Raw genomic sequence first — 13,258 nt, forward strand, 5'->3', positions numbered from 1 at the left:
TATTGCGGGCTTTGTTTATTTCTGGCGGGTTTGCATTAGGTTATTTCTTTTTCGTATTTGCCGCGCGGGAAGTGATTTGAAACACTGTCGGCTTAACAGTCTGTTTCAACTTGAAAATTTATTCACGGAAAGAGTAAACCTTATGCGCACAATATTAAAATTATCTGTTCTGGCCTTATCTCTGGCGGGCGTTCTGGCGCTGACTGCCTGTGATCAAAAATCTAATGAGAATCACATCAAGGTCGGGATCAGTGCCGGTATCGATCAGCAGATGTGGGAAACCATCAAACAAACAGCCAAAGACAAATACAATCTGGATGTCGAAGTGGTGACATTCAACGATTTCGTATTGCCTAATTCCGCGCTGAGCAGCGGCGATATCGACGTTAACTCCTTCCAGCATCGCCCTTATCTGGATAAACAAATCAAAGAGCGTGGCTATAAGCTGGTGGAAGTGGGTAAAACATTCGTTTATCCGATCGCCGGTTACTCGCGCAAAATTAAATCCATCGACCAGTTGAGTGATAACGCACAGGTGGCTGTACCTAACGATCCGACTAACCTTGGCCGCTCATTGTTACTGCTGCAAAAAGTCGGGTTGATCAAACTGAAAGAGGGCACAGGTTTGCTGCCGACGTCGCTGGATATTACCGAAAATCCAAAACATCTGAAGATTGTTGAGATCGAAGCGCCTCAGCTGACCCGCGCTATTGATGATGACAAAATCGAGCTGGCGATCATCAATACCACCTATTCAGGCCAGGTCGGACTGACGCCGGGTAAAAACGGGCTCTTTGTGGAAGATAAAGATTCACCTTACGTGAATATCATTGTGGCGCGTGAAGATAATAAAGACAGTCAGGCAGTGAAGGAACTGGTGGAAGCCTATCAGACTGACGCCACTATCAAAGCGGCAGATGCTATTTATCACGGCGATGCGGTGAAAGGCTGGTAATGGATATCTGGTAAGGCGGGAATCATTGAATCCTGAGATTGTGGAATCTCAGGATTCAATACTGAAATCTTTTAGATATCGTTGAGCATCTGAGAACGCTGATTCATGTTATTGAACACGGCGCTTTTAACACGGGCACAGATAAGGGTTTGCTTGTCTTTTAATTCAAGAGCAAACATTTCCTTAGAGTCTTTGTTGATCAGCGAAGCATTGGTTTTATAAACGGCATACGCCTCATTGAGCTGATTAAATTGCTGTTTGTAGACATTGAAAGCGTTTTTATCCAGCGTCTGAAGTGCTTTGAACTCAGTATAGCAACGGGAGTTAAGTGCTGACTGATCCTGCTCGGCGTTTTTAACTGTTTGTTGCGCACATCCGCTTAAAAATGCGGCAGCGACAACGACAGACATCCACGCAAAATGCTTATTCATTATGGCCGGTTCCTTCATCCGATAATTCTCAGTAATTTCCGACTACTATATTCAGAATCTTACATAATTGGAAATTATGATTATGGCTAATCAATACATTCATACGCATGATTCCGGCCATCCCCGAGGAAGGACTATTCCAGTCTGAGTTTCAGCCATTCACAGGCAGTCAAAAAGGCCGCCAGTGGCAGCCAAAGGCAGGAAGCAAAACGGGATCAGCAAACGCCGAAATCGCCTTCTTCGTGGTACAGGCTCACGGTATCCGCTTTCACTTCAATTTCCGTTGCGCCGAAGTCGTCCTGACGCGTACACCATAGGGTGTCGCCTTCAACACGCTGTACGACCAGTTTCGGGCCGCCGGTTTTGGACTGAACGATATCTTGGGGGTTAAACATATTTTTTCCTCTGTTTTCAATGACGTTGTAATGATGGAAAAACGTGCCCGCAGGCCGCATAGCCGCGCCATCCTCGCGAAACACGGATCTGAAGCTATACTTAAAGTGAATGTAATACAAACAGGAGGAAAACATGACCATTCATAAGAAAGGGCAAGCGCATTGGGAAGGTGACATTAAATACGGTAAAGGTCACATCTCTTCTGAGAGCGGCGCGCTGAAGGATCAGCCTTATGGTTTCAACACCCGATTTGAAGGAAAACCCGGCACCAACCCGGAAGAATTAATAGCAGCAGCGCATTCTGCCTGCTTCTCAATGGCACTTTCGCTCATGCTCGGCGAAGCAGGGCACAAGCCAGAAAGCATTGATACTGTCGCAGATGTTTCACTGGATAAAGTGGATGGCGGCTTTGCGATCACTAAAATCGCGCTCGACAGCAAAGTGAAATTGCCGGGTATCGATAAAGACAAATTTGACGAAATCATCAAAAAAGCCAAAGCCGGTTGCCCGGTTTCTAAGGTACTGAACGCGGAAATCACGTTGACGTATCAGCTTGAAAATTGATGAAAGAATGAAGTTTTGAATCTGAAAGCCACGCGAAGTTTGCGTGGCTTTTCTGTTGTTAGCCCATGATCAACTTTTTAAACAACAGTTCCTGAACATTTTGCCGCTGCGAAAGAAGCACGTACACGTAGATAAGGTTTGCCGATTCATCATAGGTATAAATGATGCGGTAACCATTCAATGTATTACATTCGCGAAATTTGATGATACCCAGCGCGGCGAGATCGGGTGCAACCGGGCAGGATAAAGGAAAAACTTTCACTTTTGCTTCAAACTCATCCAACACTTCGTTGATGATTTTTAGCGCATCGTTTCCCTGTGAGGTCTGGAACGACGCAATTTCATCAATAGACAACTTTACAGTTTGCAGGTACTCAATAGTGATTTTACTTTTCGTCGCAGACATAAATTGATCCCAATAATCAGCAGATCAGATGAGAGATTCATCTGGCAAGATCTGCTAACAACTGTTCTCTCGTGAATGTCCGGCTTTCTGCTTTATCATTTTCTGCCAGTGTAAGCAGCTTGAGTAAAGCAATGGTTTCATCCCTTTTTTGTCTGTCTTCAAAGGATTCAATCACGTAAGCCGGTTCACCATTCTGAGTGACCAGTATCGGTTGTGATAAATCAAGTACAGCAGCATGCTTCTTTACGAAGCTGATAGTCTGTATTTGCATATTTAATTTCTCCGCCAAGTTTTACGGTCTAAATATAGTTCTTTTAAAGACTGCTTGCAAAGTAAGTTTCCCATTCTCCGGTACGCCTCGCAAAACGCCTGTACCCGGTTTGACAAAAATCCCCTCTCTGCCATTACTTGATCATTCCCAAAAACCGAATGCTGCCGCACAGGATTCGGTTTTTTAATGCGATGAGAGAGCCGTTATGCTGACACTGCGCCAGATCCGCCATTTTATTGCCGTTGCTGAAACCGGATCGATATCCGCTGCCGCACAGGCCTCTTTTGTTTCACAGTCCTCGCTGACACAGGCGATTCAGCAACTTGAGACGGAAACCGAGGCGCGGCTGTTTGACCGCCATGCCAAAGGGATGACGCTAACCCATCAGGGGCATCAGTTTTTACGCCAGTCATATCTTATTCTGGCCACCGTCGATAACGCCAAACGCAGCCTGCAAATGGGGACCGAAAATGTCACCGGTCAGCTGACGCTGGGCGTGACCAGTCTGGTGGCCGGATACTTTCTGGTGGATTTACTCAAACAATTCAACGCCTATTACCCGAATGTCGATGTCAAAGTGGTCGAGGATGAACGCCAGTATATCGAGCATCTGCTGGTCAGCGGCGAGATCGACATCGGTGTGCTGATCCTCTCAAATCTGGAAGATCGTGACGCGCTGCAAACCGAGGTTCTGACCCATTCTTCGTACCGTCTGTGGCTGCCGCCGTTGCATCCGCTTCTGGAGCGGGAAAGTATTTCTCTGGCGGATATTGCCAATGAACCGCTGATCCAGCTCAACGTGGATGAGATGGAAAAACACGCGCAGCGGCTGTGGGCGCGGGTCGGACTCAAGCCCAATATTGCGATGAAAACCGCGTCAACCGAGGCGGTGCGCAGTCTGGTGGCTGCCGGGTTGGGCGTATCAGTACAGCCGGACATGGCTTACCGCGCCTGGTCACTGGAAGGGAATATGATCGAAGCCAGCAAGCTTGAGGATTCCATCGAACCGCTGGACATCGGACTGGCATGGCGTCGCGGCAGTGCGCGGCCTGAACTGGTGACGCCGTTTCTGACGATCGCTCGTGAAAACAGCGCCAAGAGAAAACCGTCTTAACCGGAGCATTCGTTTTTTCCGAACGCAGCCTTCAGTAATTGCTATTTGTTGCCCTCAGAGAAATTACCTAATGTGAATTAGCAGTTTTGTTACTAGCTAATAACATTTTTGTTAATTCCCTATGACTGACTTCTCTGAGGGGCAGTACGATGTCGGATGCAGAATTTGTTGCCAGTTTCTCTGATAAACACGCGATCAACGGCGACCTTCTGCATGGCGAGGGCGCAACGCAGAGTATTTTTAATCCCGCCACCGGCGACATCATTGCAGAAGTGGCGGAAACGTCTCTGGCGCAGGTCGATATGGCCGTTAATGCCGCCAGTCAGGCATTTACCCGCTGGTCACGCACCACACCCGCCGAACGCGCCACTCTCCTTTTGCGCATTGCCGATGCTATCGAAAAGCAGGCGTCGCAGCTGGCGCGTCTTGAAGCCTTAAACTGCGGCAAACCGCTGCATCAGGCGCTGAATGACGATCTGCCTGCCGCCGTGGATGTCTTCCGTTTTTTCGCCGGTGCTGTCCGGTGTCAGCAGGGGCAATTATCCGGTGAATATCTGCCCGGACATACCTCGATGGTACGCCGTGACCCGCTTGGCGTTGTCGCTTCTATCGCCCCGTGGAATTATCCGCTGATGATGTCGGCCTGGAAAATCGCACCAGCGCTGGCCGCCGGAAACACCGTCGTTTTCAAGCCTTCTGAACATACTCCCCTGACCATTCTTGCCTTACTGCCTGCCTTGCAGGACATCCTGCCGCCGGGCGTGCTCAACGTGATCACCGGCAGCGGAGAAAGCGTCGGCAACGCACTGGTCAGCCATTCTCACGTTCGTTTGATTTCCCTGACCGGCGATATCGTCACCGGACAACGGATTTTGCAGGCCGCAGTTAAAACCGTAAAACGCACTCATCTTGAGCTGGGCGGTAAAGCGCCGGTAATTGTGTGTAATGACGCGGATATTGACGATGTGGTCCACGCCGTCAGCACCTGGGGCTACTACAACGCGGGACAGGATTGCACCTCCGCCTGCCGCGTTTATGCGCAGGCCGGGATCTACGAACGTCTGGTGGAAAAACTGGGCGACGCCATTGCTCAGTTGCCGTTCGCCAAAAAGAACGACAGCGAAAACTTTATGGGACCGCTGATCAGTGCCAGACAGCGTGACCGCGTATCCAGCTTTGTCGAGCGGGCGCTGAGTCAGCCGCATATCGAGCGGATTACCGGCGCGGCATCCCATTCCGGTTCCGGTTTTTATTACCAGCCAACGCTGCTGGCGGGTTGTCTGCAAAGTGATGAAATCGTCCAGCGCGAAGTGTTCGGGCCGGTGGTCAGCGTGACGCGTTTTGACTCGCTTGAGCAGGTCGTCAGCTGGGCCAACGAATCTGAATACGGACTGGCTTCCTCAGTCTGGACACAAAATATCGACCTCGCCATGCAGATTTCCTCGCATCTGCAATATGGCACCACGTGGATTAACACCCACTTTTCCCTGGTCAGTGAAATGCCGCACGGCGGACTGAAACGCTCCGGCTACGGCAACGATCTTTCCAGTTATTCCTTACAGGACTACAGCGTAGTCAGACACATCATGGCGAAGTTCAAACCTCAATTCTAAAAACAACATTTACGACGACAGGACAGGAGTAAGCGATGAATAAGAACAAAGGTGTTTACGCTTTATCTGCTATTTGTTTGGGCCTGCTGAGTTTCTTAAATAGCGCGCTGGCCGCCGACGCACCCACCAGTATTGGCAAAGGCGAAGGCCAGTTAAATATTGTTGCGTGGCCGGGATATATTGAGCGCGGCGAAAGTGACAAAAATTATGACTGGGTGACGCAGTTCGAAAAACAAACCAGCTGCAAAGTGAATGTGAAAACCGCGGCGACGTCCGATGAAATGGTCAGCCTGATGGCGAAGGGCGGCTATGACCTGGTGACGGCGTCCGGCGACGCATCGCTGCGTCTGATTTACGGTAAACGCGTGCAGCCGATCAATCCTGCGCTGATCCCTAACTGGAAAAACGTCGATCCGCGCCTGACCAAGGGCGCATGGTTTAACGTTGGCGGCAAAGTTTACGGCACGCCGTACCAGTGGGGGCCGAACCTGCTGATGTACAACACCAAAACATTCCCGACACCGCCGGACAGCTGGGCGGTGATTTTTGTCCCGCAAAACCTGCCAGATGGCAAACCGAATCAGGGGCGCGTTCAGGCCTATGACGGTCCGATCGCCATTGCCGATGCCGCGCTGTACCTGAAAAGTACCCAGCCAGATCTCAAAATTGAAGATCCGTATCAGCTCAATGAAACCCAGTATCAGGCCGTGCTGAAACTGCTGCGTGCCCAGCATCCGCTGATCCACCGTTACTGGCACGACGCCTCCGTGCAGATGAGCGATTTCAAAAACGAAGGTGTGGTCGCCAGTTCCTCATGGCCGTATCAGGCCAACTCACTGAAAGGCGAGAAGCAGCCGATTGCCACCGTGTTTCCGAAAGAAGGCGTTACCGGCTGGGCGGATACCACCATGCTCGCGGCAGATTCCGAACATCCGAACTGCGCTTATCAGTGGATGAACTGGTCGCTTGAACCGAAAGTGCAGGGCGACGTCGCCGCCTGGTTTGGTTCCGTGCCTGCGGTTCCGGCGGGTTGTAAAGCCAGCCCGTTGTTAGGCGCAGAAGGCTGTCAGACCAACGGCTTCGATAAATTCGCGTCGATTTCATTCTGGAAAACGCCACAGTCCGAAGGCGGTAAGTTCGTTCCATACAGTAAATGGACACAAGACTATATCGCCATCATGGGCGGCCGTTAATACGCGGCATCCTTTGCGCCGCAGATGCGTTGGCTGCACTCTCTCACCCGAATCACTGACCTGTGTCAGCTCATCGGGATTCGTGAGTTTGCCGCCTTCCTGCGACTCAAATGATGTTGCGTATTCCAGTGAAAACTTTGAAACCGGGAGCTGACTATGCCCGCCGTACAATTTATCAATGTTTCCCGAATATTCGGGGAAACCAAAGCCGTCGATAATGTGTCGATCGATATTCAGGACGGCGAATTCTTTTCCATGCTCGGGCCATCTGGCTCGGGTAAAACCACCTGTCTGCGCCTGATTGCCGGGTTTGAAACGCTGTCATCCGGTTCCATCCGCATTCATGGCAAAGAGGCCACAAAACTCGCGCCGTATGAGCGGGATGTGAATACCGTCTTTCAGGATTACGCGCTGTTTCCGCACATGACCGTGCTGGAGAACGTCGCGTATGGCCTGATGGTGAAAGGCGTGGGCAAAAAAGAACGCAATATTCGCGCGATGGAAGCGCTGGAACGGGTGGCGCTCGGCTTTACAGCGGCGCGCAAACCAGCATTTTTGTCCGGCGGTCAGCGTCAGCGCGTGGCTCTGGCACGTGCGCTGGTCAATCAGCCCAGCGTTCTGCTGCTCGATGAACCGCTCGGCGCGCTCGATCTCAAACTGCGAGAGCAGATGCAGGGCGAGCTGAAAAAACTGCAACGCGAACTGGGCATTACCTTCATTTTCGTCACGCATGATCAGAGTGAAGCGCTGTCGATGTCGGACCGCGTGGCGGTGTTTAACAACGGGCGCATCGAGCAGGTGGATTCACCGCGCGAGCTGTATCTCAATCCGCGCACGGCGTTTGTCGCGCAGTTTGTCGGTACCGCCAATGTGCTTAATTCTGATCTCTCCCTCAGGCTCACCGGCCTTGCCGGCAGCCGTTCGATTCGTCCGGAACATATCCGCCTGACGCCGCAACCGCAAGCTGACAGCAGTATCGTGCAGGTCAGCGCCATCCTGAAAGATATCCATTTTCAGGGGGCGGCGACGCGCTACGAACTGGCGCTGGATGGCGGTGAGCGGTTGTTTGCCAGTGAACCGAATAATCTTGCGGCCAGCCTGCAAACCCACTTCCAGACCGGGCAACCGGTGGTGGCGTGCTGGAACCGGGACGCCATGGTGGCGCTGCTTGAGGGTTAAACGATGGATATCAGTATGACTCCTTACGAGAAGCGGGCGCGGCGTGGCCGGGCGCTGATCACTTTCCTGCATCATCGCCCCGGATTTTATCTGGCGCTGCTGCTGGTTCCGCCGCTGTTGTGGTTCGGTGCCATCTATTTAGGTTCGTTGTTTGCGCTGCTGTGGCAGGGTTTGTATACCTTCGACGATTTCACCATGACGGTGTCTTCGACGCTGACCACCGCGAACCTGCGCGCGCTGTTTGATCCGGTGAACGCCGACATCATTATCCGCACGGTGAGCATGGCGCTGCTGGTGTCGTTTTTCAGCGCGGTTCTGGCGTTTCCGATTGCTTATTACATGGCGCGCTACATTACGGGCAAGAAAAAAGCCTTCTTCTATGTCGCGATCATGTTGCCGATGTGGGCGAGTTACATCGTCAAAGCCTATGCGTGGACGCTGCTGCTTTCCAAAGGCGGTGTGCTGCAATGGTTCCTTGAACATCTCGGGCTGGAACCGCTGCTGACTGCGATGCTGAGTCTGCCGGGTATCGGCGGCAATACGCTGTCAACGTCGGGGATCGGGCGCTTCTGGGTGTTCGTGTACATCTGGCTGCCGTTTATGATTTTGCCGATCCAGGCAGCGCTTGAACGTCTCCCGCCGTCCCTGATCCAGGCATCCGAAGATCTGGGCGCAAAACCCTGGCAGACGTTGCGCTATGTCATCTTCCCGCTGGCGGTGCCGGGTATTGCCGCGGGTTCGATTTTCACCTTCTCCCTGACGCTGGGCGATTACATCATCCCGCAGCTGGTGGGGCCGCCGGGGTATTACATCGGCAATATGGTGTATTCCCAGCAGGGGTCGATTGGCAATATGCCGATGGCGGCGGCGTTCACGCTGGTGCCGATTGTGCTGATTGCTGTTTATCTGTCGGTGGTTAAACGACTGGGAGCTTTCGATGCACTCTAAACGCGCACCCTGGTTACTCAAACTGTCCGCATGGGGCGGGCTGGTTTTCCTGCATTTCCCGCTGCTGATCATCGCGGTCTACGCCTTTAACACTGAAGACGCGGCGTTCAGTTTTCCGCCAAAAGGCTTCACGCTGCACTGGTTCGCGGTGGCGGCGGGGAGACATGACATTCTCGACGCCGTCTGGCTCTCGGTGCAAATTGCCTGTTACGCCACGGTGATTGCGATGGTGCTGGGCACGCTGGCAGCAGCGGCGCTGTACCGGCGCAATTTCTACGGCAAAAACAGTATCACCTTGCTGTTCATGCTGCCGATTGCCTTACCGGGGATCATCACCGGGCTGGCGCTGCTCAACGCGTTTCACGCCGCACAAATCGAACCGGGCATGCTCACCATCGTTATCGGTCATGCCACGTTCTGCATGGTGATTGTTTATAACAACGTCATCGCCCGTTTCCGTCGCATCACCCACAGCCTGATCGAGGCATCGATGGATTTAGGCGCCGACGGCTGGCAGACCTTCCGCTACATCATTTTACCCAACCTGAGCACCGCGCTGCTGGCGGGCGGAATGCTGGCGTTTGCGCTGTCTTTCGATGAAATCATCGTCACTACCTTCACCGCCGGACACGAGCGCACGCTGCCTATCTGGCTGCTCAATCAGCTGGGACGTCCGCGCGAAGTGCCGGTCACCAATGTGGTGGCGCTGTGCCTGATGGTACTGACCATGATCCCGATTTTGGGCGCATGGTATCTGACAAGAAACGGGTCTGATGTGGCCGGTGACGGCAAATAATAAGGAAAAAATAATGCAAACAAACATGCTGATTAATGGTGAGCTGGTTGCCGGAGAAGGGACATCGTTGCCGGTTTACAACCCGCATAACGGGCAGGAAATAGTGCGACTGGCGCAGGCCAGCGAGCAGCAGACCAAACAGGCTGTCGATCTGGCGCACAAAGCTTTTACCGAATGGGGGCAAACCACGCCGAAAACCCGTTCTGAACTTTTGCTGGCGCTGGCTGACCGCATCGAAGCTAACGCCGAAGTGCTCGCGAAACTCGAATCGCTGAACTGCGGCAAACCTTTTCATCTGGCGCTGGGCGATGAAATTCCGGCGGTGGCCGATGTGTTTCGTTACTTTGCCGGTGCCAGCCGTTGCCTGAACGGACTGGCCAGCGGCGAGTATCTGACCGGTCATACTTCCATGATCCGCCGTGATCCGCTGGGAGTTATTGCTTCCATCGCGCCGTGGAATTATCCGCTGATGATGGCTGCCTGGAAAATTGCTCCGGCGCTGGCGGCGGGCAACTGTGTGGTGATCAAACCTTCTGAAATCACGCCGCTTACGGCGCTGAAGCTGGGCGAACTGGCGCAGGATTTGTTCCCGGCGGGTGTGCTGAATGTGTTGTTTGGCGACGGTCAGACGGTGGGTAACGCGCTGACGCATCACGATAAAGTGCGGATGATTTCTCTGACCGGCTCGGTCGCAACCGGCGAGAAAATTGTTGCGCAGGCCACCAGTGGTATCAAACGCACGCATATGGAACTCGGTGGCAAAGCGCCGGTGATCGTGTTTGATGACGCGGATATCGATCAGGTGGTGGAAGGCGTGCGCACGTTCGGTTTCTACAACGCCGGACAAGACTGCACCGCGGCCTGTCGACTCTATGTGCAAAAAGGGGTTTATTCGCGGCTGGTCAACGCGCTCGGCGCAGCCGTTTCTACGATCAAACTCGGGACGGATGAAATCGCCGAAATGGGGCCGCTGGTATCGGCTGCGCATTTAGAACGGGTGGAAGGTTTCGTGCAACGCGCAAAACAGCAGGCGCATATTCAGGTTGTCACCGGCGGCGAACGCGTGCGCGGTGAAGGCTATTATTTCCAGCCTACCGTGCTGGCGGGAGCGCGTCAGGAAGATGAAATTGTGCAGCGCGAAGTGTTCGGGCCGGTGGTCAGCATCACCGAATTCGATACCGAAGAGCAGGTTCTCGACTGGGCAAATGAATCGAATTACGGGCTGGCTTCGTCGGTCTGGACGCAAAACATCGGTCGTGCCCATCGCCTCAGCGCCCGTCTGCAATACGGTTGTACCTGGGTGAATACGCACTTCATGCTGGTCAGCGAAATGCCGCACGGCGGACAAAAGCAATCCGGTTACGGCAAAGATATGTCGATGTACGGACTGGAAGATTACACGGCAATCCGGCATGTCATGATTAAACACTAGCATCCGGGTTCAGCAGATTTACAGGGCTGGCGGCGTTCCCGCCAGCTTATTTCACATCAAATCTTTTTCGCCAGCATCGTCGCAAACCGCAGTTTATAGCGGTTACCGTTTTCGTCGCGTTTATGCAGCTCGCCGACGTCTTCGTTGTACTTCACGATTTCCCAGCCACGGTAATACTCGCGCAGTTCTTCAGGCTGGAAGGTGAACGGGAAGGGCAACGGGCACGGGAAATCCGGGCTGTCCATCGCGGCGACAATCAGGTTGTAGCCTCCGGTTTTCGTCGCAGCGTGCATATCCTGAATAATATGCGGGATGCTGTCGCGTTGCAGGAACATCATCACCACCGTTGAAAAGATAAAATCGTATTCGCCGGTAAAACGGTGCTTGTTCAGATCCTGTTCGCTGATATTGATGTGTTGCAGGGATTCTGCGGCAATAATGTCATGCACTTTTGCGACGCTCATCGCATTGTTGTCCCAGCCGGTGACATCAAAGCCTTTCAGGTTGAGATACAGCGAGTTACGTCCGCTGCCACACCCCAAATCCAGCGCTTTACCCGGCTGAACATAATTTACCGCGTTGAGAATTTCGGAATGGGTACGGGTCAGACCGTATTTTTCGCTGTAATAGTCTTCTGGTGCGAGGTGTTGTGTCATTCGCGGATTTCCTGAATAGTGAATCGTATACCCGCGATTATCCTCTAAAATAGAGTGCTGGCACCATGACTCTTAATGGGGTCTGCATCATATCCCGCCGGGTCATTTTTATAAGGAGATAACATGTCTGGTCCGTCCCCCGATAACAAGCATCCGATGGAGGGATTTCCTCAGGTCTGCTTCATCAAAAACACCGTCAGCAACCCCAATATTATTATTGGCGACTACACCTACTATGACGATCCTGTTGATTCAGAAGATTTCGAGCGCAACGTCCTTTATCACTTTCCTTTTATTGGCGATAAGCTGGTGATTGGAAAGTTCTGCGCGCTGGCCCGCGGGGTGAAATTCATCATGAACGGGGCGAATCACAAGCTCTCTGGCATTTCGACCTATCCGTTTCAGATATTTGGCAACGGATGGGAAAAGGTGATGCCTGCGGCAGAAGACCTGCCTTATAAAGGCGATACGGTGATCGGGAATGATGTGTGGATTGGCTATGAAGCGCTGTTTATGCCCGGCGTTAAGGTCGGGAACGGAGCCATTGTTTCATCGAAATCGGTGGTCACCGGTGATGTCCCTGCTTACGCCATCGTGGGAGGTAATCCGGCTAAGGTCATCAGATACCGTTTCGACAATGAGACGATCGCCCGCCTGGAGCAGATCGCCTGGTGGAACTGGCCAGCAGATAAAATTTCCACAAATCTGGCGTTGATCACCGCAGGTGACGTTGACGCGCTGGCCGCCTGCTGATTTTAGCGATCAGCGGATTGTGCGGTGATCCGTCTGCCGGTAAAGATAACTACCGGTGCCATGTACCGGATCACCTTCAAAACCGACTTTTTGCATGCCGATTTTCTCCAGCACACGCTGCGAAGCCAGATGATTTTCGCGCACGGTGGCGGAGATCCGCTCAAGATGCAGTTTCTCGAAACCTGCGTTCAGCGATGCGCTGGCAAACTCCGTTGCCAGCCCTTTTCCCCACGCGATGGTCGCAAAGCGATAGCCCAGAAATACCCGGTGATTTTCGTAGCCTTCGCGAACTCCCAGCCCACCGAAGCCGATAATCTCATCCGGCTTATGACTCAACGTTATCGCCCAATGGCCGAAACCGTGTTCCGGCCATTCCTGTAACCAGCCGCTAAGTTTTTCCTTCGCTGCCGCCATGTCTTTGAGCGGACCGCGCGGATTAAACAGATTAGTTTGGGGATCGCCGTAAATAGCAAAAAATGAACCGATGTCATCAGCCTCGACAGGCCGGAGCAACAACCGCGATGTTTCGAGGATCATAGTCAGCGTTTTCC

General features: G+C 52.7%; 16 protein-coding genes. 10 read left to right on the top strand and 6 right to left on the bottom strand.

The window, feature by feature from the left end:
* Window positions 1–142 precede the first annotated feature (142 nt).
* Window positions 143–955 carry a methionine ABC transporter substrate-binding lipoprotein MetQ gene (gene metQ, locus ACJY2G_RS17170; RefSeq protein ID WP_430319412.1) on the top strand — a complete coding sequence of 271 codons (813 nt, stop codon included), beginning with the start codon at window positions 143–145 and terminating at the stop codon, window positions 953–955.
* Window positions 956–1,026: 71 nt separating this feature from the next.
* Here metQ and ACJY2G_RS17175 read toward each other — a convergent pair whose 3' ends face one another.
* Together ACJY2G_RS17175 and ACJY2G_RS17180 are read right to left on the bottom strand one after the other, a co-directional pair.
* On the bottom strand, window positions 1,027–1,386 hold the full coding sequence (locus ACJY2G_RS17175; protein WP_120163318.1) for a hypothetical protein: 360 nt from the start codon (window positions 1,384–1,386) through the stop codon (window positions 1,027–1,029).
* Between the two features lie 215 nt (window positions 1,387–1,601).
* On the bottom strand, window positions 1,602–1,781 hold the full coding sequence (locus ACJY2G_RS17180; RefSeq protein ID WP_113876646.1) for a DUF2158 domain-containing protein: 180 nt from the start codon (window positions 1,779–1,781) through the stop codon (window positions 1,602–1,604).
* 133 nt (window positions 1,782–1,914) lie between these two features.
* On the opposite strand from ACJY2G_RS17180, the gene ACJY2G_RS17185 reads away from it, so the two are divergent.
* Window positions 1,915–2,346, top strand: coding sequence for an OsmC family protein (locus tag ACJY2G_RS17185; protein ID WP_439291958.1), 432 nt, complete (start codon window positions 1,915–1,917; stop codon window positions 2,344–2,346).
* 58 nt (window positions 2,347–2,404) lie between these two features.
* On the opposite strand, the gene ACJY2G_RS17190 is transcribed toward ACJY2G_RS17185, so the two are convergent.
* The gene (locus ACJY2G_RS17190) at window positions 2,405–2,752 is read right to left on the bottom strand and encodes a type II toxin-antitoxin system RelE/ParE family toxin (RefSeq protein WP_120163317.1); all 348 of its coding nucleotides are present in this window, start codon (window positions 2,750–2,752) and stop codon (window positions 2,405–2,407) included.
* Between the two features lie 37 nt (window positions 2,753–2,789).
* Window positions 2,790–3,023, bottom strand: coding sequence for a type II toxin-antitoxin system Phd/YefM family antitoxin (locus ACJY2G_RS17195; RefSeq protein ID WP_112289578.1), 234 nt, complete (start codon window positions 3,021–3,023; stop codon window positions 2,790–2,792).
* 205 nt (window positions 3,024–3,228) lie between these two features.
* Between ACJY2G_RS17195 and ACJY2G_RS17200 the strand changes: the two genes are divergently transcribed.
* The 7 genes from ACJY2G_RS17200 to ACJY2G_RS17230 all read left to right on the top strand — a co-directional run bounded on the left by ACJY2G_RS17200 (window position 3,229) and on the right by ACJY2G_RS17230 (window position 11,298).
* The gene (locus tag ACJY2G_RS17200; protein ID WP_439291959.1) at window positions 3,229–4,137 is read left to right on the top strand and encodes a LysR substrate-binding domain-containing protein; all 909 of its coding nucleotides are present in this window, start codon (window positions 3,229–3,231) and stop codon (window positions 4,135–4,137) included.
* A 149-nt stretch (window positions 4,138–4,286) separates the two neighbouring features.
* On the top strand, window positions 4,287–5,750 hold the full coding sequence (locus tag ACJY2G_RS17205) for a gamma-aminobutyraldehyde dehydrogenase (protein ID WP_430319409.1): 1,464 nt from the start codon (window positions 4,287–4,289) through the stop codon (window positions 5,748–5,750).
* Window positions 5,751–5,785: 35 nt separating this feature from the next.
* Window positions 5,786–6,943, top strand: coding sequence for a putative ABC transporter substrate-binding protein YdcS (gene ydcS, locus ACJY2G_RS17210; RefSeq protein WP_113876534.1), 1,158 nt, complete (start codon window positions 5,786–5,788; stop codon window positions 6,941–6,943).
* 156 nt (window positions 6,944–7,099) lie between these two features.
* Complete coding sequence (locus tag ACJY2G_RS17215) at window positions 7,100–8,122, top strand: ABC transporter ATP-binding protein (RefSeq protein WP_430319408.1); 1,023 nt, start codon at window positions 7,100–7,102, stop codon at window positions 8,120–8,122.
* 15 nt (window positions 8,123–8,137) lie between these two features.
* Window positions 8,138–9,070 carry an ABC transporter permease gene (locus ACJY2G_RS17220; RefSeq protein ID WP_430319647.1) on the top strand — a complete coding sequence of 311 codons (933 nt, stop codon included), beginning with the start codon at window positions 8,138–8,140 and terminating at the stop codon, window positions 9,068–9,070.
* A complete protein-coding gene (locus tag ACJY2G_RS17225) occupies window positions 9,060–9,866 on the top strand; it encodes an ABC transporter permease (RefSeq protein ID WP_112289587.1) in 807 nt (268 codons plus the stop codon). The genes ACJY2G_RS17220 and ACJY2G_RS17225 overlap by 11 nt, the downstream gene beginning before the upstream one ends.
* 13 nt (window positions 9,867–9,879) lie before the next feature.
* A complete protein-coding gene (locus ACJY2G_RS17230) occupies window positions 9,880–11,298 on the top strand; it encodes a gamma-aminobutyraldehyde dehydrogenase (RefSeq protein WP_430319406.1) in 1,419 nt (472 codons plus the stop codon).
* 56 nt (window positions 11,299–11,354) lie between these two features.
* Here the strand turns inward: ACJY2G_RS17230 and tehB are convergent, their stop codons facing one another.
* Window positions 11,355–11,954 carry a tellurite resistance methyltransferase TehB gene (gene tehB, locus ACJY2G_RS17235; protein ID WP_430319405.1) on the bottom strand — a complete coding sequence of 200 codons (600 nt, stop codon included), beginning with the start codon at window positions 11,952–11,954 and terminating at the stop codon, window positions 11,355–11,357.
* 123 nt (window positions 11,955–12,077) lie between these two features.
* On the opposite strand from tehB, the gene ACJY2G_RS17240 reads away from it, so the two are divergent.
* Entirely contained in the window at window positions 12,078–12,707 is a 630-nt protein-coding gene (locus tag ACJY2G_RS17240; RefSeq protein WP_120163311.1) for a Vat family streptogramin A O-acetyltransferase, read from the top strand.
* A gap of 9 nt (window positions 12,708–12,716) precedes the next feature.
* Here the strand turns inward: ACJY2G_RS17240 and ACJY2G_RS17245 are convergent, their stop codons facing one another.
* Complete coding sequence (locus tag ACJY2G_RS17245) at window positions 12,717–13,244, bottom strand: GNAT family N-acetyltransferase (RefSeq protein WP_113876530.1); 528 nt, start codon at window positions 13,242–13,244, stop codon at window positions 12,717–12,719.
* Window positions 13,245–13,258 lie beyond the last annotated feature (14 nt).

Origin of the sequence: Rahnella sp. ATs2 (genome assembly GCF_051851855.1) — a bacterium.
GTDB lineage: Bacteria > Pseudomonadota > Gammaproteobacteria > Enterobacterales > Enterobacteriaceae > Rahnella > Rahnella variigena.

What these genes read in the sequence shown, in the direction of transcription:
- ACJY2G_RS17205 (WP_430319409.1), top strand. Translation starts at nt 4,287, where the DNA reads ATGTCGGATGCAGAATTTGTTGCCAGTTTCTCTGATAAACACGCGATC.
- ACJY2G_RS17195 (WP_112289578.1), bottom strand. Translation starts at nt 3,023, where the DNA reads ATGCAAATACAGACTATCAGCTTCGTAAAGAAGCATGCTGCTGTACTT.
- tehB (WP_430319405.1), bottom strand. Translation starts at nt 11,954, where the DNA reads ATGACACAACACCTCGCACCAGAAGACTATTACAGCGAAAAATACGGT.
- ACJY2G_RS17180 (WP_113876646.1), bottom strand. Translation starts at nt 1,781, where the DNA reads ATGTTTAACCCCCAAGATATCGTTCAGTCCAAAACCGGCGGCCCGAAA.
- ACJY2G_RS17240 (WP_120163311.1), top strand. Translation starts at nt 12,078, where the DNA reads ATGTCTGGTCCGTCCCCCGATAACAAGCATCCGATGGAGGGATTTCCT.
- ACJY2G_RS17245 (WP_113876530.1), bottom strand. Translation starts at nt 13,244, where the DNA reads ATGATCCTCGAAACATCGCGGTTGTTGCTCCGGCCTGTCGAGGCTGAT.
- ACJY2G_RS17185 (WP_439291958.1), top strand. Translation starts at nt 1,915, where the DNA reads ATGACCATTCATAAGAAAGGGCAAGCGCATTGGGAAGGTGACATTAAA.
- ACJY2G_RS17225 (WP_112289587.1), top strand. Translation starts at nt 9,060, where the DNA reads ATGCACTCTAAACGCGCACCCTGGTTACTCAAACTGTCCGCATGGGGC.
- metQ (WP_430319412.1), top strand. Translation starts at nt 143, where the DNA reads ATGCGCACAATATTAAAATTATCTGTTCTGGCCTTATCTCTGGCGGGC.
- ACJY2G_RS17190 (WP_120163317.1), bottom strand. Translation starts at nt 2,752, where the DNA reads ATGTCTGCGACGAAAAGTAAAATCACTATTGAGTACCTGCAAACTGTA.
- ydcS (WP_113876534.1), top strand. Translation starts at nt 5,786, where the DNA reads ATGAATAAGAACAAAGGTGTTTACGCTTTATCTGCTATTTGTTTGGGC.
- ACJY2G_RS17200 (WP_439291959.1), top strand. Translation starts at nt 3,229, where the DNA reads ATGCTGACACTGCGCCAGATCCGCCATTTTATTGCCGTTGCTGAAACC.
- ACJY2G_RS17175 (WP_120163318.1), bottom strand. Translation starts at nt 1,386, where the DNA reads ATGAATAAGCATTTTGCGTGGATGTCTGTCGTTGTCGCTGCCGCATTT.
- ACJY2G_RS17215 (WP_430319408.1), top strand. Translation starts at nt 7,100, where the DNA reads ATGCCCGCCGTACAATTTATCAATGTTTCCCGAATATTCGGGGAAACC.
- ACJY2G_RS17220 (WP_430319647.1), top strand. Translation starts at nt 8,138, where the DNA reads ATGACTCCTTACGAGAAGCGGGCGCGGCGTGGCCGGGCGCTGATCACT.
- ACJY2G_RS17230 (WP_430319406.1), top strand. Translation starts at nt 9,880, where the DNA reads ATGCAAACAAACATGCTGATTAATGGTGAGCTGGTTGCCGGAGAAGGG.